Source organism: Mixta intestinalis (genome assembly GCF_009914055.1).
GTDB classification, from domain to species: domain Bacteria; phylum Pseudomonadota; class Gammaproteobacteria; order Enterobacterales; family Enterobacteriaceae; genus Mixta; species Mixta intestinalis.
This window is the reverse complement of record NZ_CP028271.1, coordinates 1926579-1952170: the sequence shown is the minus strand read 5'-3', so window position 1 is coordinate 1952170 and position 25592 is coordinate 1926579. Positions and strand designations below refer to the sequence as shown.

Genomic DNA, 25592 nt, shown 5'->3' with positions numbered 1-25592 from the left:
GAGCTTACTCCATCATCTTCTCAATCGGCAGAACCAGGATTGAACTGGCACCCAGCGCCTTCAGTTTTTCCATCGTTTCCCAGAACAGGGTTTCGCTGCTGACCATGTGCATCGCCAGGCGGCTTTGATCGCCCGCCAGCGGCAATACGGTAGGGCGTTCAGCACCCGGCAGCAGGGCGATAACCTCTTCCAGCCGGTCGCTCGGCGCATGCAGCATGATATATTTCGATTCACGCGCTTTGATCACGCCCTGAATGCGTGTCATCAGCTTATCCACCAACTCCTGCTTTGCCGCCGGTAATTCGCCGTCGCGTTGAATCAGTACCGCTTTGGAGCGATAGATCACCTCTACTTCACGCAGGCCGTTGGCTTCCAGCGTTGCGCCGGTAGAGACCAGATCGCAAATGGCATCGGCCAGGCCCGCGCGCGGTGCCACTTCTACTGAACCGTTAAGCAAACAGGATTTAAAAGAGACGCCTTGCTTATCAAGATATTGCTTCAGCAGGTGAGGATAGGAGGTAGCGATACGTGAACCTTGCAGGCACTGGACGCCGCTATAGTTATCACCCACCGGCATCGCCAGCGACAGGCGACAGCCGCCAAAGTCAAGACGGCGCAGGGTAAAATAACGCGGATCCTCGCCCTGGGCACGGCGGTTGAGCAGTTCCTCTTCCAGCACGTTTTCGCCGACGATGCCGAGATCCACCACGCCATCCATTACCAGGCCGGGAATATCATCGTCACGCACGCGCAAAATATCGATCGGCATATTTTCAGCGAAGGCGATCAGGCGCTGCTGTTGCAGATTAATTTTGATGCCGCAGCGTGCCAGCAGCTCGCGTGATTCATCACTTAAACGGCCAGATTTCTGCATAGCTATGCGTAAGCGGGTGTTATCTAACATCTCTCCAGTCCTCTTGTTATCTATCCTGTCGGTTGCAGTCAGCCAAAAAAAAGCCCCCGGAAGAAGATCTTCCGGGGGCTATTTCGCGCTCTGCACCACTGGAAGATCCTGAACGTCTTCCAGCACACATCGCCTGAAAGACTAGTCAGGGTGATGGTGGTGATTGAACTGAACGCGTGTCATAAAATTCTCTGCATGTATATTCATTTGCCTGTCAATTAACCTAGCGGAGTTAAACTTTATTGGCAACCGTTTTTTCACGATGGCCGGTAATCTCTTCGCTGGCGACGTTGTCACGTTTAAAACGGTGGCGTAGCCTTAAAGATTATCAGGCAGATGCGTCAGGAGTGAGGATGAAAAAGGTCGCGATTGTAGGTCTTGGATGGCTGGGGATGCCGTTGGCGATGGCGCTAACGGCGCGCGGCTGGCAGGTGACGGGCAGCAAAACTACCCCGGACGGCGTTGAGGCGGCGCGTATGTGCGGTATCGAAGGCTGCCAGCTGGCTCTGACGCCGGAACTGGAGTGTGATGCAGATGAACTGGCGGCGCTGCTGGCGGTGGACGCGCTGGTGGTGACGCTACCCGCCAGCCGCACCGCTGAAGGAGGTGAAAACTATCTGCGCGCGGTGCAGAACCTGGTCGACAGCGCGCTGGCGTCTAATGTGCCGCGCATTATCTTTACCAGCTCCACCTCGGTGTATGGAAACGGTAACGGTATAATGCAGGAGGACAGCCCGCTACAACCGGTCACCGTCGCCGGAAAAACGCTGGTGGCGCTGGAAAACTGGCTGCACGATCTGCCGGGCACCTCGGTGGATATCCTGCGTCTGGCAGGGCTGGTTGGGCCGCAGCGCCATCCAGGACGGTTTCTTGCCGGGAAAACCGCCGTGCCCGATGGCGAACATGGGGTCAATCTGGTGCATCTGGATGATGTGGTGGCGGCCATTACCCTGCTGCTGCAAACGCCGCAGGGCGGGCGTACCTATAACCTCTGTGCACCTTCTCATCCCTCCCGGCAGCAGTTTTACCCGGCGGTAGCTCGCCAGTTGGGGCTGACACCGCCTACCTTCGCCTCCGCCGCTGATGAGAAAGGTAAGCTGGTGGATGGCAGCAGGATCTGCCGTGAGCTTGGCTTTCGCTACCGCTATCCCGATCCGGTGAGTATGCCGCTCGGCTAACGGCAGCGGATCTATACGCCCAGCCGATCGCGCAGTGCGTACCAGGCGGCACCGACAGCGGTTAACGGCACCTTAAAGCGCCGCCCGCCCGGAAACGGCAGATGCGGCAGCCGGGCGAAGGCGTCAAATCGCTCGGCATCACCGCGCAGAGTTTCCGCCACCAGCTTGCCCGCAAGATGGGTAAAGGTGACGCCATGCCCGCTATCCCCCTGAATATAGTAGACCTGCTTATCCAGGCGGCCCAGCTGTGGCATACGCGATAACGTCAGCAGGAAATTGCCGCTCCAGCAGTGGCTCAGCCTGACATTGCGCAGCTGCGGAAAGGTTTTTAACAGTTTGGGGCGGATCAGCGCTGCAATATCCTGCGGCTCGCGCGCGCCGTAGATGACCCCGCCGCCATACAGCAGACGGTTATCGGCGGTCAGCCGAAAATAGTCCAGCAGATAGTTGCAATCCTCCACGCAGTAGTTGTCCGGCAGCAGCGCCAGCGCCTGGTCAGCACTCAGCGGTTCGGTCGTCACAATCTGCGATCCGCATGGCATACTTTTACGGCTGAGGCGCGGCTCCAGCTCCGGTGCCAGGTAGGCGTTACCGGCGAAGATAAGATATTTCGCGCTGACGTCGCCGCATGCGGTTTTTATCCGGTTCGGCGTACCGTAAGTAACCTCATTCACCGCCGACTGTTCATAGATGCGTCCGCCATGACGCCGGATCGCCTCCGCTTCACCCAGCGCCAGGTTTAACGGATGAAGATGGCCGCCGCGATGATCCAGCAGTCCTCCCACGTAGCGCTCGGTAGCGATAGCGCGCCGGATGCCGCGTTCGTCCAGCAGCTCCAGCTGGTGATTGCCGTAGCGTTCCCACTGACGTTGCTGCTGGTGCAGATGCTGCATCTGGCGCGCGTTCAGCGCAGCGAAAATACCGCCGGGGCGATAGTCGCAGGCGATAGCGTAGCGATCGATACGGTCACGGATAATATCGGCACCTTCGAACATCATGCTGCCGAGCATGTGCGCCGCATCCGCGCCGTAGCGTTGTTCAATCACATCGATATCGCGGCTGTAGGAGTTCACCACCTGTCCGCCGTTGCGCCCGCTGGCACCGTAGCCGACGCGCGCCGCCTCCAGCACCACAACATCGTAACCCGCTTCGGTAAGAAACAGCGCCGAGGAGAGACCGGTAAAACCCGCGCCGATAATACAGACGTCGCACGTTACCGAGCCATCCAGCTGCGGCCAGGGCTGATGCGGGTTTACCGTTGCAGCGTAATAACTGTCGATATAATCCACGGCGCTTCTCCCTGATTTAAAAGTTAGCGGGCGTATGGGCGCTGACGATACGGCAACGCTGTGAAGAGGTATTACTGAAGCTGTGTGGCTGCCCGGTATCAATCACATAGCTCTGACCGGCGTGCAGCTGGTAGTGCTGTCCGCTTACGGTCAGGGTGATTTCGCCTTCCAGCAGTGTGCCGGTCTCTTCGCCGGGATGACGGATCTTCTCGCCGGTGGTGGCACCCGGCTCATAGGTTTCCAGCAGCATCGCCAGATTATGGCTGGCGCTGCCGTTATGGATAAGCTTTAGCGAGACGCCCTGGCCGCCGATATCGACCAGATCCTGCGGTTCGATAACGATTTTCGGCGGGCTTTGCTTCGCGGGATCGGAGAAAAATTCCGACAGTGACAGTCCGTAAACCTTAAGTAGCTTTTGCAGCGTACTGACGGCGGGGCTGACCTTATCCTGTTCAATGGTGCTGATGGCACTGTGGGTTAATCCGGCAAGCTCGGCGACGCGCCGCTGGGATAAACCTAACTCCTGCCGGATTTGCGATAAGCGCCGTCCGGGCGCCAGAGTAGCTTCATTCATAGCCGCTTTTCCTTACGGTATTGATGACAGGCATGGAGAAAAGCCTCAAACAGCCGCGAAGAGGCTTCATCATGTTGGTAACGCCATTCGGGGTGCCACTGTACGCCAAGAGCAAAAGGGTGGTGGGGCACGGAAACCGCTTCAATTACGCCATCCGGGGCGGTTGCCTCTATCTGTAGCAAAGGGCCGGGATGATGGATGCCCTGCTGGTGTAGCGAATTAACCCGCAGCGAGGTTGTGCCGTGCAGCAGCTGTGCCAGTCGTCCATCGGGTGCCAGTTGGATAGCATGCGTCGGCGCGTACTGCTCAGCCAGCGGCGCATCGCCATTGGCATAGTGCGTGGTCTCGCCGATCGGCAGCTGGCGGTAAAGCGTGCCGCCGGTCGCTACCGCCAGCTCCTGCATGCCGCGACAGATAGCCAGCAGCGGAATATGCAGCGGCAGCGCCTGGTCAATCAGCGCCAGCGCCAGCTCATCGCGTCCGGGATCGGCCAGCTCTTCTTTTCCCATTGCTTCGTAGCGCCAGGGTTCGATATTGCTCGGGCTGCCGGGCAACAGCAGGCCATCCAGCAGCGGTAAAACGCGTCGGGTAATAGCTTCGCCCTGGCCGGGGCGGTGGGGCAGAATAATGGCGATGCCGTGCGCATCCATAATCGCATCCAGATATTTCTGATGCAGCGTAAAAGCAGGATGCCCCTCGTGTACCGCGTGGCAGGCCACTACGCCAATCAGCGGCTTGTCCATTATTCTTTCCATATTATCCCCGTTTAAACTGGTCAATATTTCTGACAAAAACGCACCGGACACGCTGATTTGTACAATATATTTTCAATCTAGACAGGCTTTGTTCAATATTCAAACTGCTGCGTAACATTTGCACACTTTTTGCCTTATGACTATGTTCTAAATGTGGCCGTTATTTCGAGCATGACGTGCTTCCTTTCTGAACGGTAAATGGCGGGTGGGATCATGACAAACCTGGTGGAAGTAGAAGACTTCACGCGACATAGTGAAGAGATGCGAACCAGCGCGTTCCAGAATGAGGTAAAAACCTATCTGGAACGCCATCCTGAAACGCAGTATGTCGATATACTTCTTAACGATCTGAACGGTGTTTTTCGCGGTAAGCGTATTCCGGTAGGCAGCCTGGCAAGGCTGGAGAAAGGTTGTTACTTCCCGGCGTCGGTATTTGCGATGGATATTCTCGGCAATACCGTAGAGCAGGCGGGCCTGGGCCAGGCGCTGGGCGAGCCGGACAATATCTGCACGCCCGTCGAGGGTACGTTGGTTCCTGCCGCTTCCGATCCCATCCATATTGCACAATTGCTGTTGACCATGTGCAACCAAGATGGCACTCCCTTTGACGTTGAACCCCGTAATGTTTTGAACTCTCTCTGGCAGCGTTTGCGCAACCGGGGACTGTTTCCGGTGGTAGCGGTAGAGCTGGAGTTCTATCTGGTCGATAAACAGCGCGATCCCGAAGGTTTTATCCAGCCGCCCTGTACGCCAGGCAGCGATGAGCGCAACGTGCAGAGCCAGGTTTATTCAGTAGATAACCTCGATCACTTCTCACAGGTACTGGGCGATATCGATCGACTGGCTCGGTTACAGGGCATTCCCACCGACGGCGCGCTGGCGGAGGCGTCTCCGGGGCAGTTTGAGATTAACCTGCATCATACGCGTAATGTGCTCAGCGCCTGCGACCATGCGCTACAGCTGAAAAGGCTGATACGCCAGGTAGCGGAAAACCATGGCATGACCGCCACCTTTATGGCTAAGCCTTATGAAGAGTATGCGGGCAGCGGCATGCATGTGCATGTCAGTATGCTGGATGCCGCCGATCATAACGCTTTCGCCTGCGATGACGGCAGCGACTCGCCGCTGCTGAAGCGGGCGCTGGCAGGGATGATCGATTTGATGCCCGCCTCAATGGCGCTGCTGGCACCGAACGTCAACGCCTTCCGCCGTTTTCGTCCCGAATCCTACGTGCCGCTACGCGCCTCATGGGGACATAACAACCGTACGGTTGCGCTGCGCATTCCCTGCGGCGATATCGATAACCGGCGCGTGGAGTACCGCGTGGCCGGTGCCGACGCCAATCCCTGGCTGGTAATGGCCGCTATTTTTGCCGGTATCCTGCATGGACTGGACAGCCCGCTGACGCTTCCGGGGCCGGTGGCCGGTAACGGCCATGAAGCGGAGGGCGCGTCGCTGCCGGTCAGGCAGAGCGAAGCGCTGTATGAATTCTCCCGTAGCCAGGCACTACAGAATTTGCTGGGCGAGCGTTTTAGCTTTGTCTGGCATAGCTGTAAGCATTATGAGCTGATGCAGTTTGAGCGGCTGATTACCGCCACGGAAATTGACTGGATGTTGAAAAACGCCTGAGGCGGGCAGCTATGAACGCCTGAATAATGGCGGGATTGGGATGGAAGCTCAAACCAGCGAGAAGGGTATTAAAAGGCGGTATTTAATTGCCCGCGATGCGCGCGTAATAGCCTGCTTTTCTTGCTTTTTCTGATTGCCGAAAAAGAAATTGTTACTGAAGGTCTCAAGATCTTGTCATCTGGCTTCAGTGGGTGCAAAATACGCCCCCTGCAAAATAGGATATAACCGGCGCTTGAGGCGTCGGTTATTTTTTTGCATTTAACCAGGTTAATTTGTCAAAGAGGCCGGCCTACGTGCCGGATAGATACTTACACAAAACACGTATATCGTGTGGTTTTGAGGATACAAAGATGGGGCAACTCGTTAACTTCTCACCAGCATGCGCTGGTATTCGTCTCCGTGATGACTATGGTGCAGGCGGCATTCATTCAGCCACCTCTCTCACGCCTCTGAAGAACCTCTCTCGCATAACGCGAAGTTTCCCTGTGGTCCGCCCTAATCAGGCCGCCGCTATGGGGGGACTCAACCATGTCGCATGATGTCCACCACACCTCGCAGCCGCGTACACATCTGAAAAAAACGCTGACGCTGATGCCGGTTGTCATGATTGGCCTGGCCTATATCCAGCCCATGACGCTGTTTGATACTTTTGGTATTGTTTCCGGGTTAACCGGCGGTCACGTCGCTACGGCTTATGCCTTCGCGCTGATTGCTATTCTTTTTACTGCGCTGAGCTACGGTAAACTGGTAAACCGCTTCCCATCGGCGGGTTCCGCCTACACGTATGCGCAAAAGACCATCAGTCCGCACGTCGGCTTTATGGTTGGCTGGTCATCGCTGCTTGATTATCTGTTTATGCCGATGATCAATATCTTGCTGGCGAAAATCTATTTTGAAGCACTGCTGCCGGGCATTCCGTCCTGGATCTTTGTAGTGCTGTTGGTTGGCTTTATGACGCTGACCAATCTGCGCGGTATTAAAACCGTGGCAAACTTTAACAGCGTTATTGTCGTTATGCAGGTGGCAGTGATTATTGCCCTGGTCTGCATGGTGATTTATGGCGTGGCGCACGGCGAAGGTGCCGGTACGCTGGTTAGCAGCCGTCCGTTCTGGTCGGAGGATGCGCACGTGGTGCCGATGATTACCGGTGCGACGATTCTCTGCTTCTCGTTTCTCGGTTTTGACGGCATCAGTTCACTCTCTGAAGAGACGAAGGATGCCGAGCGCGTGATCCCGAAAGCGATCTTCCTGACGGCACTGGTTGGCGGCGTTATCTTTATCGCGGTCTCTTACTTCCTGCAGCTCTATTTCCCGGATATTTCGCGTTTTAAAGATCCGGACGCGTCGCAGCCGGAAATCATGCTCTACGTGGCGGGTAAAACCTTCCAGTTCGGCATCCTGATTTTCTCCTGCGTAACGGTACTGGCTTCAGGTATGGCCGCCCATGCGGGCGTAAGCCGTCTGATGTACGTAATGGGGCGCGACGGCGTCTTCCCGGAGCGTTTCTTCGGCTATGTGCATCCGAAATGGCGTACTCCGGCGCTTAACGTGGTACTGGTTGGTGCGATTGCGCTGCTGGCGATCCGTTTTGATCTGGTCACGGCGACCGCACTGGTGAACTTCGGTGCGCTGGTGGCTTTCACCTTCGTTAACCTGTCAGTTATCGCGCAGTTCTGGATTCGCGAGAAGCGCTGCAAAACGGTGATGGACAACATCAACTATCTGCTGCTGCCAATGTGTGGTGCGCTGACGGTAGGTGCACTCTGGATCAACCTCGAAGAGAGCTCAATGATCCTGGGGCTGATCTGGGCGGCAGTAGGTGTTATCTACCTGGCTTTCGTCACGCGTAGCTTCCGTAATCCGGTGCCGCAGTACAGCGAAGAGTCGCTCTGATTCATGCCTGAGGCCAGGCTGTTCTCTGGCCTTGCCTGAACAATTACATCAGGCCGGACAAGCGTCCGGCCTTTTTTACGTCTGCTCATCCGATAACAGCGCTGTTTTGTGCGATACGATGGCTCTTTTTCTGCGTGCTACAACATTGTTCACTCCAGGTTTTAATGTTATCAGCCTGGTCCTCTTGTATCCGCCCGCCAGCTCCGCTACCCTTCGCCAGCAATTCGTGCCTGAAACAATGGAGTTGGCAATGTTTAAAAAAGTAGTGGTAGGTAGCGGTCTGGCCCTGATGCTGGCGGCGGGTTCAGCGCAGGCGATTGAAGGTAGCGTTGATGTGGGTGAGCATTACACCAACCTGAACGTTGGGCTGGGCACGACTACGCCGGGCCTGAGTCTGTCCGGTAACTGGATGCGCAGCGATCATGACGGTGACGTTAGCGGCTTGCGTCTGGGTTATAACGTGGAAATCGGTTCCGTTTTCCTCAGCCCGGGCATCAAAGCGATGTGGATCGATCCGCAGGATGGTAAGGATGGTTTTGCCGCCGCGGTTGGCGCAGGCGTCAGCATTCCGGTAACCAACATGCTGGGCCTCTACGGTGAATATTACTATTCGCCGGAAGCCTTTACCGATCACCTCGACAGCTACCAGGAAGCGTCTGGCGGCGTTAGCTTTACGCCGATTTCGCTGTTGAACGTGCGCGTTGGCTATAAATATGCCGAACTGAATAATAAAGGCAACCGTAAAGATAACGTGCTGGCAGATGGCCCTTACATTGGTGCCTCGCTGCGTTTCTGATTGGTTTTGTGCAGCATAAAAAGCCGTCCTCAGAGACGGCTTTTTATGGTCATAAAACAGGGTTACGAGACTAATTCGCGCGCGTACTCGTACAGCGCCTTCAGCTGCGCCATTTTATCGTTATCGCCCTCATGCAGATTTGCCAGCGACTCCAGCTCCAGCAGAAATGCTTCGATACGCTCACCGTTCAGCACCTCGCGTCGATGCTGTAACCAGCGCTGTTGCTCGCTGTCATCCAGCGTGCCGGGGAAGTTGCGGGCGCGGTAACGGAACAGCAGTTTTTCAATGCGTTCATCGTTAAAGGTTAAATCAAGCGCGGGCAGGTTCGCAGGTGCCGACTGCTGGATAATGCCCATCGCGGTTTTGTCGGCATCGCTGAAAAAACCGTTATAGAGCTGGGCATCAACATCTTCGGAAGGGGTAAAGGGCTCGGCCTCAGCATAAATTGCGACGACTTTCTCGCGAACTTCCGGGTGTTGACGCAGCAATTTAAGGTTATCCAGACAGCGCTGTCGATCGATTCCCAGACGCTCCGCATCTTCCGGACGCAGCGTACTGGCGGGTGCCAGCACCGGGCACTTATTGCTGTGTACCAGTTTAATCGGTACGGCTGACGCGCTGCCTAACTGCTGGTGCGGCGTATAAAGCCTTTCACGCAGCGCGTTGGCATCCAGCTCCAGCAACGGCGCCATATCTCCAGCGAGGTCGCAGACGATCAGCGCATTGCGGTTTTCCGGATGCCAGGCGAGTGGCGCGATCCAGCTGGTATTACCGCGCAGTGCGCCGAACATACCGGAAATGTGCACCAGCGGCTTCATTTGCGGGATGTCGATCAGCGTATTGATCTTCTGCTTGCTGCGATGCCGGAAGAGGAAATCAAACAGCTTCGGCTGTTTAGTTTTCACCAGCTTCGCCATAGCGATCGTGGCATAAACGTCTGACATCGCATCGTGTGCGTGACTGTGTTCGACACCGTTCGCCTTAGTCAAATGCTCCAACTTAAAGCTGGGCAGCCCGTCATCATTTTCCGGCCAGTGAATACCGTCAGGGCGTAGCGCGTAACAGGCGCGCATTACATCCAGCAGATCCCAGCGTGAATTGCCGTTTTGCCAGCTCCAGGCGTAAGGATCGAAGAAATTACGGTAAAAAATATTACGCGTTACTTCATCGTCGAAGCGCACATTGTTGTAGCCCACCACGCAGGTGTTTTCGACGGTAAACAGGGCATGAATGCGGCGAGCAAATTCCGCTTCATTCACGCCGCGCGTCCGTGCCTGTTGTGGCGTAATTCCGGTAATCATGACCGCTTCCGGCTGTGGCAGATAATCATCCGCAGGCTGACAGTAAAACACCTCCGGTTCGCCGATGATATTAAAATCCATATCGGTACGAATGCCGGCAAACTGCGCCGGGCGATCGAGCGCCGGACTTTTGCCGAAGGTTTCATAATCATGAAAAAGGAAAGTTGGTTGATTTTGCTTGTCGGCCACGGTTTTTAACTGCCTTTTATTGTCTGCATAACACGCTATTTTACAGATGATTATAGAATTTGCGTTTTGGTTGTTCCGCGCTGCATGCCTGTGCGCCATTCTTCCCGGAGCTGTTGATAAAGTATGGCTTGTCTGGTTCCGGGAAGCGCAGCAAAACAGCAGGGCATCAATAACGCTGTGCTCTATGGTAAACCATATTGGGATACAGCAAAAATCTCAGTTCCTGACGGGGCGGCTATCTTTTACATCATAGCGGAGCGGTATACAGGCGTTGTTTGCCCGATAACGTTTATGGGCAATTGTGTTTTACTGTTGGGATTTGGTTTCTTTTACCAATAAAATTGTATCTTGCTTCACTGGTATAATGGTGAGCAACGGTTTTTTTAACCTGTAAAATGGTATTTATCGCCAATAAAAAAGAGGGCATTTGCCCTCTTATCCTTACCGCCTGAGCTAGCGCTTTCTGCGATAAATACGGTGTTCAACCATAGTGCCGATGATGCTTACGGGCTTTTCCCAGGAGCGACAGACGGGATAATCGCTGTTTAAAGGGACCAGTTCGAAGTCTTCTTCGCCTTTCGGGCCCTGACCAACAGGACGATATTTTTTAAAGGTCGCCTCATGGCAGCCGTTACGCGCCACCACGAACTCCCCCGGCGTTGGGTAGATTTCAGCATCAATGATAACGATGTCGCCTTCCCTGAATTCCGGCTCCATAGAATCACCGCGAATGCGTAGCGCAAAGGAGTGTTCTGACATCTCAGCGGTGGTCAGCACATATTCGAATTCACTGGCATCGGGCAGCGGCTCGGCATCGGTAAATGCTCCGGCTTGTACATAACTCAAAACAGGCACTCGGCGGGCTCCATAATTATAATCAGTCGCGACATCCCCTCCAAGCAGCAGCCATCTGGCATCGCATTCAAGCGCGGTAGCCAAAGTCAGAATGCTGCGTGGTTTAAGTGTCTTTCCGTTCTCTATAGCCTCAACGGATTGCTGGCTAATACCTGCACGTTTGGCAACTTCTGCCTGAGTTAAGTTCAATTCAGTTCTGCGTTTCCTGGCTCTGCTGGCGAGATTCATGGCTTGACTCCTTTTCTGGTATCGATAATTACAGATAAGGTTGTATTTGACAAACCATAATAGCTGTGAGGTAATTACAGGTAAAGTTGTTAACTTTTAAGGACTCATTCAGTGAAAGGTACGGCGCTTGTTTGCCTGAGGATATAACACAAGGCACTGAGCAGCGCTTGCCCACCACAACATAAAGGCGAACTGTGTTTTAACTCGCTGAATTCACTGAACAACGCCGCTTTAGCCTGCTGCACTAACCCCATAATGAACAACGTTACACGGACCGTTGACGAAAAGAAGGGTCAGAAAAGCAGTTGGCATAGCAAGTTAATAACTTTTTGCATGTAAAAACATGCAGCACGCGAACTGGAACTGCGGGCTCACAACCACGAAAAGGAAGGCGCGGTTCTCTAAAATTTCAGTAGCAAATTTAGAGGCAGGACTATGCGGGATATTCAACAGGTTTTGGAACGATGGGGTGGTTGGGCTGCCCGTGACAATAGTGGAGTAGGGTGGTCACCCGTTGCCGCCGGGTTTAAAGGCATCGTCTCTGTGGCGTCATCAACGCGCCCTTCATGTTGTGATGATGATGGTCTGATTATCGATGGCTGTGTTAGCCGACTGCAACAGATCCGCCGGGCGGATGAACTGGCTGCGGTGATGTTGTATTACGTCTACGGTTTATCAAAACGTGAAATTGGCCGTCGCGCTAAAATTTCTGAACGTGAAGTCAGGCGACGTATTGAAACGGCTGAAGGCTTTATTGAAGGCTGTTTATGCATGCTGGATGTACCTTTGCAAATGGATTCAGAGGTCGAAAAAAAAGTTGAAAAAAGTAGTAGTGCGGGCCGCAAAAACTACGCTACGCTGGTATGAGTTGAAATTCTGACTTCAACATAAGCCCCACATCGCTGGGGCTTTTTCTTTTCTTGTCTACAGCAACAGGCTCACTTCGGTGGGCTTTTTTTTTGCGCCCGGCGCGCTCCTTTAACTGCACAGCCACCTGCAAGGTGGGAGATGATGAATATGCACAGCGAACCCCATACCTGGCCAGAATGGCTGAATATTTTTCACAGCTGGTGGCGCGGAGAAACGCCGATTGGTGCCGTGCTGCTGGCCATTGTGATGGCATCACTACGCGTTGCGTATAACGGCGGAGGCCGACGGAAAATGTTGCTTGAAGGGCTGCTCTGCGGAGCGTTAACCCTCTCAGCTGCCTCCACGCTGCAATATTTCGATTTACCGTATTCGCTTGCTATCGCTATTGGTGGCGGCATCGGTTTTATCGGCGTTGAACAATTTCGCAAAATTATCACAGGCATTATCAATAACCGTTTTGGAGGAAAATGATCGTCAAATTATTTGGAATGGAGTGTCATCAACGTAAGGAGAAACTATGGGGCAAAGAGAAACAGCCCAACAGATATGGAATTATCTGACGGGACGAGGGTGGACCAGCCAGTCGGTCGCAGCGGTATTAGGCAATATGCAGTCTGAGAGTGGAATTATTGCCGATCGCTGGGAATCCGATTGGGTAGGGAATATGGCCGGTGGTTATGGATTAGTGCAATGGACGCCAGCCACAAAATATATTAACTGGGCAAAATCAAACGGGCTGGCTTACCGGGATGTAATCAGCCAGTGTAAACGCCTTGAATGGGAGGTCGCGAATAATCAGCAATTTTATCATCCTAATATGACGTTTAAGCAGTTCACTCAGAGCAGACAGTCACCTGAAACGCTGGCGGATATTTTTATTCGTTACTATGAACGGCCTTCTAACCCAAACCAGCCGCTCAGACAAACGCAGGCCAGATACTGGTTTAATCTGCTTAATAAAAATACAACCACACCGAAACCTACACCGAGTGTTCCCAACAAAAAAGGAGAAACGACGATGCAATGTATTTACTGGAGACCAAATGCAAAAAATACCGGTCAGGATGCTTATTATTTTAATGGCGTCAGCGTGAAATATATTCCTCACCCGGATTCAGTTAGTATCCTGAGAACGATTTATAAGGATAATAACGGTAAAGCTATTCCGGAGTACCATTGGGTGAATAAAGCGCCGTGGTGGATAAGGCTGGAAGCGGTTTGTGTAAAACAGTAAAGAGCAACATAATGGCAGCCATCCGCAAAAAGATGGCTGCGTGTTGTAAAAATAGCTGTATGGGAATAATTTTATTTTGCAAAGAGCCCTGGTTTTTATCAGGGCCTTTTTATTACTATTAAAAACGGAGTTTTATAATAATGTCTAAAGTTACTAAATTAAAATACCCGGTGATCCTTGTTCCCAGCCTTTTTGGTTTTGAGAAGATTGCAGGAATATATCCGCTCTTTTATGGCGTGCAAAAAGTGCTTGAAAAAGCGGGGGCGGTGGTATTTACCGCGCCTATTTCGGTTGAAAACAGTAATGAAGTACGTGGAGAGCAGTTAATCGCTTCGATAAGAGATGTCATCAAAAAAACAGGCGCGAAGAAAGTTAATCTTATCGGATATAGTCAGGGGCCGCTGGCCTGTCGCTACGCCGCAGCTAAACATCCGGAGCTGGTGGCGTCCGTAACCTCTATATGTGGCGCGAATTATGGATCGGAATTTGCGGATTTAGTCAGGGCGGCAATTAAACCCGGCGGACTGCCTGAGCTGATCGCATCAACGGTAATGGATGCTTTTGGGAAGTTTATGTCGGCAATAACTGGTAATCCTGGGCTGCCGCAAAGCTCCATTGCCGCGCTGGATTCATTAACAACCAAAGGCGTAGCAGCGTTTAATGCTAAATATCCGCAGGGACTTCCCGCCGTCTGGGGTGGAGATGGCCCGGAGGTGGTTAATGGCGTTTACTATTACTCCTGGAGTGGTGTAATAAATTACAACCCCTTTACCCAGGGATTTAATAATCTCGATCCGGCTCATATCGCGCTGGTCGCAACCTCTTTACTGTTTACCAAAGAGCGCTTTCAAAATGATGGCCTGGTTGGGCGCTATGCGTCCCACCTGGGGAAAGTCATTCGTTCTGATTATAATATGGACCACCTTGATGCGGTTAACCAGACGATGGGCATAGTAAGCTCTGAGGCGAAACCGCTTAAAATATTCGAAGAACATATGGAAAGGCTGAAGTCAAAAGGCCTTTAATTAACGCACTATCACAGCATCCTATTATGGCGGCCGCGCTTATGCGCGGCCTTTTTCTTTTTTATGGCTCTGGCTGGCATGGAGCCGCCTAACGAGCAGGAGAACCTATGAACACCGATAAGACCGCACGCGGTATCAGAAATAATAATCCCGGCAACATACGCTGGGGAGATGAATGGAAAGGACTATTACCGGAAAAACAGCGAACCGATAAATGTTTTTGTCAGTTCCGATCGGCAGAGTATGGGATCAGGGCAATGATCATTATTTTGCGTAACTATCAGCGTAAACACGGCCTGAATACGATTAACGCGATTATTCAGCGCTGGGCACCTGCCAGTGAAAACAATACGCAGGCCTATATTGATAGTGTGGCACTGGCTACGGGCCTGGCACCGGATCATGTTATCGATACTGGAGACAGCCGTTTTATGATGAAGATATTGCAGGCGATCATTAAGCATGAAAATGGCGAGCAGCCCTATGCCTTTGATGTACTGGTACGCGCCATTAAGCTGGCGGAGGAACAATGATTTCATTGCTCAGAGAAAAAGGGATTCGTTTTTTTCTGCCTGCGGTGGTGATGGTCATTGCGGCGCTGTGCATCCTGCTGGCTAATAGTCGGGCCGATCTGGCGGCTGCGCAAAACGATAATCGCATCCTGCATAGCGATAATATATTGCAGGGGCAGGTTATTGCCGCGCAGGCATTCAACTTTAACCGATTTAATCAGGCCGCTGAATATACCAGCAAGCTGAATTCATTGATCGATGCGGAAACCGATAACGTTACCATCGAATACCGGGAGATACTTCACCATGAAAAAACCTGCGATCTGCCTGTTCCTGCTGATATCGCTGACGGGTTGCTCAACTACGCGGAACGTTTACGTGCCAGCACCCTGCACGCCGATGCCGCAAACGCTGACCCAGCCGGTGATCGTACCGCTGCCGCCAACACCCTGAGCTACTGTCAGGCAATTTTGTGGATTAAGCCGTTGTTGGCTGCCATCGACAAGGCAAACGGCCAGCTGACCGCCATCCGGCAATTAGAACAGGAGCGGAAATAACCGGAGAGGAAAGGCCGTTTACCAACGTTTGACAATAACCCGGCCCCACCGAAGCGGGGCCAGATTACCGCAACCGCTGTAGCGAGCGCGGTATTAACGCAGCGCGCCGGAGGTTTCCACCGGCTCCAGGCAAGGCTCCATCTCAACAGGAATACTTTTATACGCCGGGATGCCGCTTTGCGTATCGTGGCTGTCCAGCGGCACCATGATGTTGGCTTCCGGGTAATAGGCAGCTACCGAACCGGGTGCCATATCCAGTACCACAATCGTCAGGTTATCCATACGGCGTGAGGTGCGGTTACCTTCGGCATCAAGCGCGATGATATTAACCTTATCGCCTACGCGTAGCCGACGATGTTCCGCTTCATCCGCGTTGATAAACAGCACGTCGCGCCGTCCAGTTACGCCGCGGTAGCGATCGTTGAGCCCATACAGCGTAGTGTTGTACTGATCGTGACTGCGGAGCGTGGTCAGAACCAGATCGTGACATTTTAGCGACCGTGGATCTTCGTTGACGCCTTCCATCACCATAAACTGCGCCCGTCCGGTAGGCGTATGCCATTCTCGCTCAGAGGCGGCGTTACGCAGGCGGAAACCGCCCGGCTGCTGCACGCGTCGGTTGTAATCCTGAAAGGCCGGGAAAACAGCTTCGATTGCCTCGCGGATAAAGCTGTAATCTCCAATCATACGATCCCAGTTGACTTTACTGTTGGGCAGCGTTGCTTTCGCCAGGCCCGCCACGATAGCGGGTTCCGATTTCAGGTGCGGTGAGGCAGGTTTTAGCATACCGCGCGAAGCGTGCACCATCGACATTGAATCTTCTACGGTAATGCTTTGCTCGCCAGAGGCCTGGATATCCTGTTCGGTACGGCCCAGCACCGGCAGAATATAGTTATGTTTGCCCAGCAGCAGATGCGAGCGGTTCAGCTTGGTAGCCATATGCACCACTAAATCGAGCTTGCGCATCGCTTCAAAGGTAACCTGCGGATCGGAAATTGCTTCGGCCAGATTGCCGCCGAGGCAGAGTAGCGCTTTTGCCTTACCGTCGCGCATCGCCTGGATGGCGGCAACTGCACCGTGACCATGCTCCTGCGGCGGCTTAAAGCCAAACACCTTTTCAATATTGTCGAGCAGTTCCTGAGACGGTATTTCAGTAATGCCCACGGTACGGTCGCCCTGAACGTTAGAGTGACCGCGCAGCGGGCAGATACCCGCGCCAGGCTTGCCGATATTGCCGCGCATCAACAGCAGGTTAGCGATTTGCTGGACGTTTTGCGTGCCGTACTGATGCTGCGTAATACCCATACCGTAGCAGATGATAGTTTTTTCTGCGTTGGCATACAGGCGGGCGATATTAAGGATCTCCTCATAATCCATTCCGCAGACTTTCAGCAGGTGCTCCCAGTCGGTTGCGTCAAGATCCTGCTTCAGCGCCTCAAACCCTTCCGTATGCTCGTTGATAAATTGCTCATCGATCACGCCTGGTTCGCCAGCCTTCAGCGCCCGTTCATGCATCGCCAGCAGCGCCTTCATTACGCCTTTAAGCATCGCGGCATCCCCGCCGACGCGCACTTTGTAATAGGTGGAGGCGAGGGCGGTTGAGCTAAGAGAGAGCATTTCAATTGGGCTTTGCGGTGAGGTAAAACGTTCGAGTCCACGTTCGCGCAGCGGATTGATCGCGACGATGGTGGCTCCGCGTTTAGAGACTTCGCGCAGCGTACCCAGCATACGTGGATGGTTAGTGCCGGGATTGTGGCCGATGCACAGCACCAGATCGCACTGGTCGAAGTCGTCCAGCGTGACCGTACCCTTACCGACGCCAATCGACTGTGGCAGGCCAACGCTGGTAGGTTCATGGCACATGTTCGAGCAGTCAGGGAAATTGTTGGTGCCATATTCACGGGCAAACAGCTGATAGAGAAAAGCCGCTTCGTTAGAGGCGCGCCCGGAGGTATAAAATTCTACGCTATTGGGATCGTCATAGCTTTGCAGCTTCTCGCCAATCTCGCGGAAGGCGGTTTCCCACTCAATCGGCTGATAGGTGTCGCTGGCGGGATCGTATTTCATCGGATGTGTCAGGCGACCTTCGCCTTCCAGTTCAAAGGCGTTGCGATGCCAGAGTTCGCTAACAGGATGGGATGCAAAGAATTCCGGGGTAGTTCGCTTGCTGGTGGCTTCCCAGGAAACGGCTTTGGCGCCGTTTTCGCAAAACTCGAATGAGGAAGCATGGCGTGGGTCAGGCCAGGCACAGCCGGGACAGTCAAAGCCCTGCGGCTGATTGACTTTAAATAAGGCGATAACATCTTGCTTTACCGACATTTGACCGCGTAACGCATCAGCAACCGCTTTTAGCGCGCCCCAGCCGCCAGCCGATCCACCATAAGGAGCAATACCAATTGTACGATTCTGATGTTTCATATTTCTCTGGGTTCTGTTGTTAATTCGTTACTAAAGGGTAGGTCAAGCTGCCTGTATCGGGGGTATTCTTAGAAGAAAAATGGATCTAATTGCTTTCGAAATATTACAACGGGAATAAGCGCATCGGCAGGAAGATACATTGCGTAATGATTAAACTGTGCTAAACATTAAAGGGAAATATCTGAACAGGAGGTTATGATGAAAAAGAGCGCATTATTAGCATTTGTATTTGCCGCCGCCCTGCCGCTGGCGGGATGTTCCAGCAGTAATTATTACATCCATACTACCGATGGTCGTACTATCGTGAGCGATGGCAAGCCAAAAGAGGACAATGCTACCGGGCTGATCAAATATAAAGATGCCAACGGAAATGAGCAGCAGATCAACCGCTCCGATGTAAAATCCATGACGGAAATTCCCCACTAATTTTCGCCATCGCATTATTTATAAAGCCACCGTCGTGTGGCTTTTTTAATAACGGGATTAGGCTAAGTCTGTGCAGCACCAACAGCCGCTTGAGATATGGTAACCATTGCCGCCAGATCGCCGCCATCGTAGCGGTAAAACAGCGGCAAGAGTCATGACTGACCGGTAGTTAAATACATAATTTTTTGCAATTTATTAAGCAAAAAAGTAGCGCGATGCCGTAAAACAACGCCCTCATTTAATTCGAGTTTATGACTGAGGATGTTCCGTTGAAAAGGCGTCAGCTTGCAGGTATCACTGGTTTACTGTTTTTAGCACTTCAGGCCCACGCCGATGGGGCCGCGGTTTCTTTTCCGCTGACGCCGCCGCCGGTTGACGCCGCCTCCTGGGTATTGATGGATGCCACTACCGGTCAGGTGCTGACCGAAGGCAACGCCGATGAACAGCGTAATCCAGCCAGCCTGACCAAGCTGATGACGGGGTATGTCGTTGACCGCGCTATCGATCAGCACCGCATCAGCCGCGATGATATGGTGACGATCGGTCAGGATGCCTGGGGCGCGGGAAATCCGGTGTTCAAAGGCTCCTCGCTGATGTTCCTTAAGCCGGGTGAGAAAGTGTCGGTACGCGATCTCAGCCGTGGCGTGATTATCGATTCCGGTAACGACGCCTGCGTGGCGCTGGCCGATTACGTTGCTGGCAGTCAGGAAGCGTTCGTTAAAATGATGAACGACTATGCGGCGAAGCTGGGGCTGAGCAACACCCATTTTGAAACCGTACACGGGCTGGATGCGCCGGGGCAGCATACTACCGCGCGCGATTTGGCGGTGCTCTCACGCGCCATTATCAGCGGGGAGCCCGATTTTTATCAGATGTATAGCGAGAAATCGCTGACCTGGAACGGTATCACTCAGCAAAACCGCAACGGGCTGCTGTGGGATAAAAATCTGCACGTGGACGGCCTGAAAACTGGCCATACCGAAAGCGCGGGCTTTAACCTGATCGCTTCCAGCCTGCAAGGGCGTCATCGGTTGATTGCCGTGATTATGGGCGGTAAAAGCCCGAAAGGGCGCGAAGAGCAGGCGCGTAAGCTGCTGGTCTGGGGCAACAGTAATTTTGATACCGTGCAGCTGTTCCATGCAGGTAAAGCGCTGGGTAAAGAAACGGTCTGGTACGGCAATCCCCATCAGGTGGAGGTAGGCACCACCGAGGATATTTCACTTTCGCTGCCGCGTAGCGCGATTGAAAGTATCAAGGCGAAATACATTATCGATCGCAAAGATCTTGAAGCTCCACTGAAACAGGGTGAGCGGATCGGGACGATTCAGGTTATCGATAAAGATAAGGTATTAGCCAGCTATCCGCTAATGACGCTGAATAAAGTTGAGGAGGGCGGCCTCGTAACGAAAATCAGCGATTATCTGAAACAGAAATTGTAATTATCCGGCAGAGGCCCGACACGGCCTCTGCTTTTCTCTCTCCCGCCTGAATATTTTCCCTGCCTTATGGCTCCCTCTTTCTCTCTATCCTGTTCTGCCCGCGCGTTATTTTTTATTGCATGCCGCTTGACCCTGACGCCGCGTTAGCCTTTACCCTTGGCTATCGTTGAGCGAGGAGAAAGTCATGTTATTAAAAGCAGGTGAACTGGCCCGGCGCACGGGCGTGACGGTGCGCACGTTGCACTATTACCACAGTATCGGGCTGTTGGTGCCTTCTGCGCGCAGTGATGCTGGCTACCGGCTCTACCATCGTCGGGATATTCGCCGTTTGCATCAAATTCAGGCGCTGAAACGGCTGGGCGTGCCGCTGGCAGAAATCGGCGCTTTGCTGAGCAATGGTGCACTTTCATTACCGCAAATCCTCACTCAACAACTGGATGCACTCGATCGTCAGCTGGCGCAAATGCAGCAGCTGCGCCAGCGTCTGGGAAATTTACACCAGCAGCTGACGCAGGGCGGCGAACCGGAGCTGGCGGACTGGCTAACCACATTAGAGATGATGACTATGTACGACAATTACTTCACGGCGGAAGAGCTACAACAGCTGCCCTTTTATCAGGCTGATGCGCAACGCGAAGCCGAATGGCAGCAAATGGTACAGGAACTACTGGAGTTACAGGATCGCAGCATCGCGCCTTCATCACCGCAGGCGCAGCAGCTGGCACGTCGCTGGATGTGTACCCTGGAGCGTGATACGGCACACAATCCGGCATTTCTGGCGCGCCTGACCAGCATGCATCTGACTGAACCGGCCATGCAGCAGCAAACCGGCATTACGCCAGCGATGCTGGACTACATCACCCACGCTTTTGCTGAAAGTAAACTGGCGATTTTTCGACGCTATCTGGATGAACGGGAATACGCTTTTCTACGCGCGCACTATTTTGATCGTATGCAGGAATGGCCTGCGCTGATGGCGCGACTAAATGAAGCGATGACGCGTGGCGTCGCGCCAGATGCGGCAGAAGCGCGTGCGTTAGGAGCATACTGGCTGGAGTTGTTTCGTTCCTATGCCAGTGACGATTCAACAATGCAAGGCAAAATCCGACAGGCGATGCAGCAGGAGCCGGAGTTGATGGAGGGGACCTGGCTAACGCCAGCGCTATTAAATTACCTCCAGGCTGCGGTGGCAGCCAGCCTCGCCGCAGGCTGAAGTCACATAAAGCTATCATTAGCGTCCGTTGCTAACTGGCGGGCGCACTTTTATCAGGCCGCCTGCTTTTTTCCTGCATTGCCAGAGGTTTAATGTTTTTGCAAAGTTAAAACTGACTTACATATATGTTAAATCAGGAAAAATCGTCCTAAATGACAGACGAAAGTCTCATTTCTGCCCTCGCTTCAGGTTATGATGTTAATCTGAAACTTCAGGAAACCGGAGAGATCTTTTGCGCCCTGACAAGCCGCTTTCAGCCGTCGAGTTTCGCGTCTATCGCCATTACCGTATCATTCACGGCATACGCATCGCGCTGGGTTTTATTCTGACTTTTTTGCTGGTTCGCCTGAGCGAAATTCCGGAAGGCAGCTGGCCGTTGATCACGTTGGTCGTGGTTATGGGGCCGGTTTCATTCTGGGGGAATGTATTTCCTCGTGCGTTCCAGCGTATCGGCGGTACGGTATTTGGTTCAATCTCCGGGCTGATCGCGCTCAAGCTGGAGCTCTATTCTCTGACCGCAATGATGCTTTGGTGTACGGTGGTGATGTTTATCTGCGGTTACCTGACGCTGGGTAAACGTCCCTATATGGCCTTACTGATCGGCATTACCCTGGCGGTGGTGTGTGGCGCACCCGCAGGCGATATGACTACCGCGTTGTGGCGCAGCGGAGACGTTATTCTCGGTTCCATGCTGGCGCTGCTTTTCACCAGTATCTGGCCGCAAAAGGCCTATATCCACTGGCGCATCAAGCTCTCCGATACGCTTACCACAATAGCGAAAATCTACCATACGGGCTTTTCCCCTAATCTGGTGGATAAGCCGCGCCTGGATAAGCCGCTGCGTCGCATACTGACTGATGTGGTAAAGATGCGCACATTGCTGGAGCCTGCCAGTAAAGAAACACGTATTCCTAAAGCGGTACTGGAAGCGATTCAGACCACTAACCGTAATATACTCTGCACGCTGGAGCTACAAATTAACGCCTGGTGGTCTTCGCGCGCCAGTCATCTGATTCTGTTAAATGCATCTACGCTACGGCGTACGCAGCAGATGACCGAAAACACCTTCAACGCGCTGGCGCAGATGCTGATCAGCGGCAACACCGACAAGATGTCCGCTAATCATCATGAACTGGTGGAGATCAGCCGCGAATTGCATCAGCTGCTAGCAGAGAACGACAGCGATCGGCTGGTGGAAACGCCCATCCATGGCTATGTCTGGCTTAGCCTGGAGCTGGCGAAGCAGCTGGAGCGCCTGTCCGATCTGATTAGGCTGACGATGCGCAAATAGGCGCTTCGGCAACAAGCGGCTGTGGCTGCACGCGTTTTCGCGCTAAAATGTGTCACAGTCCGAATTTAAATGTGAAGATTGCCTTCGGCGGCGGCAAGCCGCTAAGCTGAAGGCTACGACAATACCGCCTGTTCAGGCAGGCCCAATGAAAGGTGTCAAGATGGAAAATGCAAAGCAATCATTTCATGACGTGCTGGAGTTCGTGCGTATGTATCGTCGCAAAAATAAGCTGCAGCGCGAAATTCACGATGTAGAGAAGAAAATTCGTGACAACCAGAAACGCGTGCTGCTGCTGGATAACCTGAGCGAGTACATCAAGCCGGGCATGAGCGTTGAGGCGATTCAGGAAATTATTGCCAGCATGCGCAGCGACTATGAAGATCGCGTGGACGAGTACATCATCAAAAACGCCGATCTTTCTAAAGAGCGTCGCGAACTGTCGAAACGACTGAAGTCGATGGGCGAGCACAAAGTGCCATCACAGAATCAGTAATCTGCCACCGGCAATTGCCAGTTGAACTCTCCGGGCCACTTTGCGGCCCGGTTTTATATATCGCGCAGATGGCTTTTACCGTTCATTGACGTCGTTACCGGCAGATGAGCGTCCAGATCTGCTGTTGCAATGCCTGCTCGTTAGGGCGCGCAATATGACAGGTCTCGCCTGAGGGTAGTGTACTACGCAGCGGCCAAGACAGGTTATAGATATCGATTGAGGCGATGCCGCCTGCGGAAACGGTACCCCGGTTACGATTTTCCGCATCATAAAGTATGCTGCCGAAGGCGAGCGCGCTGCCATCGACCTGCTTAGCACGCACATAGTGCTGCTGCTGGCGTGACGCTGAAAACTCTACCTCAACAATCGCCCCCTGGCGCGGTACGCGTCGCTGTACGGATCCGTCGATTTTAACGGTATGTCGATTCTTACGATTAAGTATCGGCGTTAACTCATTGTAGTAATAAGGCACCAGTCCCGGCACCACCGCATTCCCCCAGCGGTCAGTTTTCACATGCTGAGCGTTTTCCACGCCGATACTGCGAATATGGGAAGTATGAACAATCGCCGCGCTCTCATTTATATACTGGCCCAGCGTCACACCGTGATGATGCGCCACTATCGAGCCGCGCTGTCCCAGTACCCACTGTTCCGCCTTACTGCTTTGTGACCATGCGCCGCGCGTTACGCCAAAACTGGAGTTATACAGGGCAGAAGCGTTGTACTGATACGCTTTATCGCTGCGTGAAGCGCCTAATGTATAGTTCAACGCGTTATCTGCCCCTGCGGCACCGCTAAAGGAAACCTGACTGCTGTGGCTGATGCCGCCTGTCTGGCTGAAATCAAGGTAATATTTCCTTTCCCGGCCCAGCGGAATGCTGAGATTGAGTGAAATATAGTTTTCACCGGCGCTGTTGGACTGATAGCGGCGGGAAAAAGAGGTCAGCAGCGTTGCGCGTCCGGGATGAAAATTGAGGCTGGCCTGCCAGCTGCGATTGCTTTCCCCGTTCCAGCGTATTTCCTGACTGTAGTTCAGTGCTAAATTGACGTCTTCAATATTTTGGTTGAGCTGCACGCTGTATTTATCGCGATAGCCGCTATAGGTTGAGTGCTCATCCTGCATCATTTGATTAAACTGGCGGTAGCCGGGAGTAAAGCGATGCGTGGCAGAGGCGTAGATATAGCTGTCGGTAAGCGGCAAATAACGGCTCAGACCCAACTGTAGCTGGTTTCCCGACAGGCGACGCGTATTACGTTTCATCTGGCTGTGATTAAACAGCAGGTTAATCCCGCCCACCCATCTGAGGTTTGCGCCCAGCCCGGAGGCGAAATTTTGATAGTCTGCGGCATACTGTGTCCCTTCCAACAGCGTAAAGGTATTGTTCAGACCATACATTAGCGTCCCTTCCATCAGCTGCTGTTTATCAGACTGACGGCTGCGCCCTGCGTTAAACGTATAGCGCAGGCTTTTTGCAGGCACCTGAAAGCTACTGTTGTTAAACGGCTGGATAAAATGCTGCTGTTTGCCGTTGGCTTCGGTAACGGTGACATCAATATCGCCCGCTGAAGAGGAAACCGGAATATCGCTAATATTAAAGGCACCCGGCGGGATCTGGCGTGTCGCAATCACATAGCCGTTTTGTTTGATGATTACCGTGGCGTTGGCGCTAACTGAACCGATGATAGCGGGAATATAGCTGCGTTCGATATTGGGAAACATCGCCATATTGGTCGCCATTGTCACACCGCGTAGTGACGTGCTGGAGAACAGGCGTCCGTTGGTATAAAAATCGCCGAGGGTTAAGGTGCTGCGCAGCGTATCAATATCATACGCCAGCCAGCTGGTACTGCTCTGATAGCGCGGATTACTCATCTCCGGTGCGGTAATAAAACCGTTGTTACGGAAACGTAACCCGGCGATATTAATACCGTTGGTCAGGTTACCGTACAGATCTTTGGTATGGCTGGATTGATATTCGTTACGCTGGGCGTAGAGATCGTAATTAATAAAGGCCGCATTAATGCCGTTATCCCATTTCCAGCTTGGAGCAACATCGTAAGGGTTGGGCAAGCGCCAGTCACGTTGAGGCACGGTAATAAGCAGCTGGTTTTCGCTCATATCGATATCAAACCGGGCGCCTTCCACCCAGCCTGCCAGGAAGTCACTTTCGCGCGGACAGGTTTCGAGCTGCACTCCCCACTCCTGCAAATCCCGACAACGGAATAGCGGTTCGCTGCGGCCATGATTAAGCTGAAAGATAACCTTCTGCCGTGCCATCTCATGCTGATTAATAATAATCGTCATCAGATAGCTACCGGGCAGAATATCGCTGTCGCGGTTAAATACTTCCGCCTCGCTTTGCGTTATTTTGCCGCTGTCTTCCAGCAGTGAAAGATCAAATTCTTCTGCTGCCATTAGCGGCGTACAGCTCATCAGCTGGAGTAATAACAGTAACAGGGCTGCGGCGGGTTGCTTTGCCTTTATCATTACTTTCCTGCCGGCGAAAAAAGCCATGGAGAAAC

At 53.0% G+C, this 25592-nt stretch carries 23 protein-coding genes and 1 other annotated feature; of the genes, 15 read left to right on the top strand and 8 right to left on the bottom strand.

Translation table 11 applies throughout. The features are described 5' to 3' along the window. Positions 1 to 4 precede the first annotated feature (4 nt). Positions 5 to 904, bottom strand: a complete 900-nt coding sequence (gene hisG / locus C7M51_RS09295) for an ATP phosphoribosyltransferase (RefSeq protein ID WP_160621531.1) — start codon at positions 902 to 904, stop codon at positions 5 to 7. 44 nt (positions 905 to 948) lie between these two features. Continuing rightward, positions 949 to 1070: a sequence feature (His leader region), on the bottom strand. Between the two features lie 187 nt (positions 1071 to 1257). Between hisG and C7M51_RS09290 the strand changes: the two genes are divergently transcribed. Then, entirely contained in the window at positions 1258 to 2082 is an 825-nt protein-coding gene (locus C7M51_RS09290) for an SDR family oxidoreductase (RefSeq protein ID WP_160621530.1), read from the top strand. An 11-nt stretch (positions 2083 to 2093) separates the two neighbouring features. On the opposite strand, the gene C7M51_RS09285 is transcribed toward C7M51_RS09290, so the two are convergent. From C7M51_RS09285 to puuD, 3 genes are read right to left on the bottom strand one after another with little or no spacing between them, the layout of a single operon-like run. Then, positions 2094 to 3371, bottom strand: coding sequence for an NAD(P)/FAD-dependent oxidoreductase (locus tag C7M51_RS09285; RefSeq protein WP_160621529.1), 1278 nt, complete (start codon positions 3369 to 3371; stop codon positions 2094 to 2096). Between the two features lie 16 nt (positions 3372 to 3387). Further along, positions 3388 to 3945 carry an HTH-type transcriptional regulator PuuR gene (gene puuR / locus C7M51_RS09280; protein ID WP_160621528.1) on the bottom strand — a complete coding sequence of 186 codons (558 nt, stop codon included), beginning with the start codon at positions 3943 to 3945 and terminating at the stop codon, positions 3388 to 3390. Further along, positions 3942 to 4700 carry a gamma-glutamyl-gamma-aminobutyrate hydrolase gene (gene puuD, locus C7M51_RS09275; protein ID WP_160621527.1) on the bottom strand — a complete coding sequence of 253 codons (759 nt, stop codon included), beginning with the start codon at positions 4698 to 4700 and terminating at the stop codon, positions 3942 to 3944. Before puuD ends, puuR begins: the two co-directional genes overlap by 4 nt. A 213-nt stretch (positions 4701 to 4913) precedes the next feature. On the opposite strand from puuD, the gene C7M51_RS09270 reads away from it, so the two are divergent. From C7M51_RS09270 to C7M51_RS09260, 3 genes are all read left to right on the top strand, one after another. Further along, positions 4914 to 6329 (top strand): glutamine synthetase family protein, encoded by a 1416-nt coding sequence (locus C7M51_RS09270; RefSeq protein WP_160621526.1) that lies wholly within the window; start codon positions 4914 to 4916, stop codon positions 6327 to 6329. A gap of 528 nt (positions 6330 to 6857) precedes the next feature. Beyond that, a complete protein-coding gene (locus C7M51_RS09265; RefSeq protein WP_160621525.1) occupies positions 6858 to 8222 on the top strand; it encodes an APC family permease in 1365 nt (454 codons plus the stop codon). A gap of 250 nt (positions 8223 to 8472) precedes the next feature. Then, positions 8473 to 9018, top strand: a complete 546-nt coding sequence (locus C7M51_RS09260) for a YfaZ family outer membrane protein (RefSeq protein ID WP_160621524.1) — start codon at positions 8473 to 8475, stop codon at positions 9016 to 9018. A 62-nt stretch (positions 9019 to 9080) separates the two neighbouring features. On the opposite strand, the gene sbcB is transcribed toward C7M51_RS09260, so the two are convergent. Beyond that, the gene (sbcB, locus tag C7M51_RS09255; RefSeq protein WP_208852127.1) at positions 9081 to 10508 is read right to left on the bottom strand and encodes an exodeoxyribonuclease I; all 1428 of its coding nucleotides are present in this window, start codon (positions 10506 to 10508) and stop codon (positions 9081 to 9083) included. 453 nt (positions 10509 to 10961) lie between these two features. Beyond that, entirely contained in the window at positions 10962 to 11591 is a 630-nt protein-coding gene (locus C7M51_RS09250; protein WP_160621522.1) for a LexA family protein, read from the bottom strand. Positions 11592 to 12026: 435 nt separating this feature from the next. Between C7M51_RS09250 and C7M51_RS09245 the strand changes: the two genes are divergently transcribed. The 6 genes from C7M51_RS09245 (at position 12027) to C7M51_RS09220 (ending at position 15789) form a co-directional block, all read left to right on the top strand. After that, positions 12027 to 12458: an antiterminator Q family protein gene (locus C7M51_RS09245; RefSeq protein ID WP_160621521.1), complete on the top strand. Its 432-nt coding sequence runs from the start codon at positions 12027 to 12029 to the stop codon at positions 12456 to 12458. 144 nt (positions 12459 to 12602) lie between these two features. Continuing rightward, complete coding sequence (locus tag C7M51_RS09240) at positions 12603 to 12932, top strand: phage holin, lambda family (RefSeq protein ID WP_160623612.1); 330 nt, start codon at positions 12603 to 12605, stop codon at positions 12930 to 12932. A 46-nt stretch (positions 12933 to 12978) separates the two neighbouring features. Continuing rightward, complete coding sequence (locus C7M51_RS09235; RefSeq protein WP_160621520.1) at positions 12979 to 13695, top strand: phage tail tip lysozyme; 717 nt, start codon at positions 12979 to 12981, stop codon at positions 13693 to 13695. A 140-nt stretch (positions 13696 to 13835) separates the two neighbouring features. Next, a complete protein-coding gene (locus tag C7M51_RS09230; protein ID WP_160621519.1) occupies positions 13836 to 14720 on the top strand; it encodes an esterase/lipase family protein in 885 nt (294 codons plus the stop codon). Between the two features lie 107 nt (positions 14721 to 14827). After that, positions 14828 to 15253, top strand: a complete 426-nt coding sequence (locus C7M51_RS09225) for a structural protein (protein ID WP_160621518.1) — start codon at positions 14828 to 14830, stop codon at positions 15251 to 15253. After that, entirely contained in the window at positions 15250 to 15789 is a 540-nt protein-coding gene (locus tag C7M51_RS09220) for a hypothetical protein (RefSeq protein WP_160621517.1), read from the top strand. The genes C7M51_RS09225 and C7M51_RS09220 overlap by 4 nt, the downstream gene beginning before the upstream one ends. Before the next feature lie 93 nt (positions 15790 to 15882). Here C7M51_RS09220 and C7M51_RS09215 read toward each other — a convergent pair whose 3' ends face one another. Continuing rightward, positions 15883 to 18207 carry an FdhF/YdeP family oxidoreductase gene (locus C7M51_RS09215; RefSeq protein WP_160621516.1) on the bottom strand — a complete coding sequence of 775 codons (2325 nt, stop codon included), beginning with the start codon at positions 18205 to 18207 and terminating at the stop codon, positions 15883 to 15885. Between the two features lie 198 nt (positions 18208 to 18405). On the opposite strand from C7M51_RS09215, the gene C7M51_RS09210 reads away from it, so the two are divergent. The 5 genes from C7M51_RS09210 to C7M51_RS09190 all read left to right on the top strand — a co-directional run bounded on the left by C7M51_RS09210 (position 18406) and on the right by C7M51_RS09190 (position 23069). After that, complete coding sequence (locus tag C7M51_RS09210) at positions 18406 to 18633, top strand: YgdI/YgdR family lipoprotein (protein WP_160623611.1); 228 nt, start codon at positions 18406 to 18408, stop codon at positions 18631 to 18633. Positions 18634 to 18902: 269 nt separating this feature from the next. Further along, entirely contained in the window at positions 18903 to 20072 is a 1170-nt protein-coding gene (gene dacD / locus C7M51_RS09205) for a serine-type D-Ala-D-Ala carboxypeptidase DacD (RefSeq protein WP_208852126.1), read from the top strand. A 184-nt stretch (positions 20073 to 20256) separates the two neighbouring features. Beyond that, the gene (locus C7M51_RS09200) at positions 20257 to 21285 is read left to right on the top strand and encodes a MerR family transcriptional regulator (RefSeq protein ID WP_160621514.1); all 1029 of its coding nucleotides are present in this window, start codon (positions 20257 to 20259) and stop codon (positions 21283 to 21285) included. A gap of 232 nt (positions 21286 to 21517) precedes the next feature. After that, a complete protein-coding gene (locus C7M51_RS09195; protein WP_160621513.1) occupies positions 21518 to 22576 on the top strand; it encodes an FUSC family protein in 1059 nt (352 codons plus the stop codon). Between the two features lie 160 nt (positions 22577 to 22736). After that, positions 22737 to 23069 carry a DUF496 family protein gene (locus C7M51_RS09190; RefSeq protein ID WP_160621512.1) on the top strand — a complete coding sequence of 111 codons (333 nt, stop codon included), beginning with the start codon at positions 22737 to 22739 and terminating at the stop codon, positions 23067 to 23069. Between the two features lie 94 nt (positions 23070 to 23163). On the opposite strand, the gene C7M51_RS09185 is transcribed toward C7M51_RS09190, so the two are convergent. Next, a complete protein-coding gene (locus tag C7M51_RS09185; protein ID WP_160621511.1) occupies positions 23164 to 25557 on the bottom strand; it encodes a fimbria/pilus outer membrane usher protein in 2394 nt (797 codons plus the stop codon). Between the last annotated feature and the right edge of the window lie 35 nt (positions 25558 to 25592).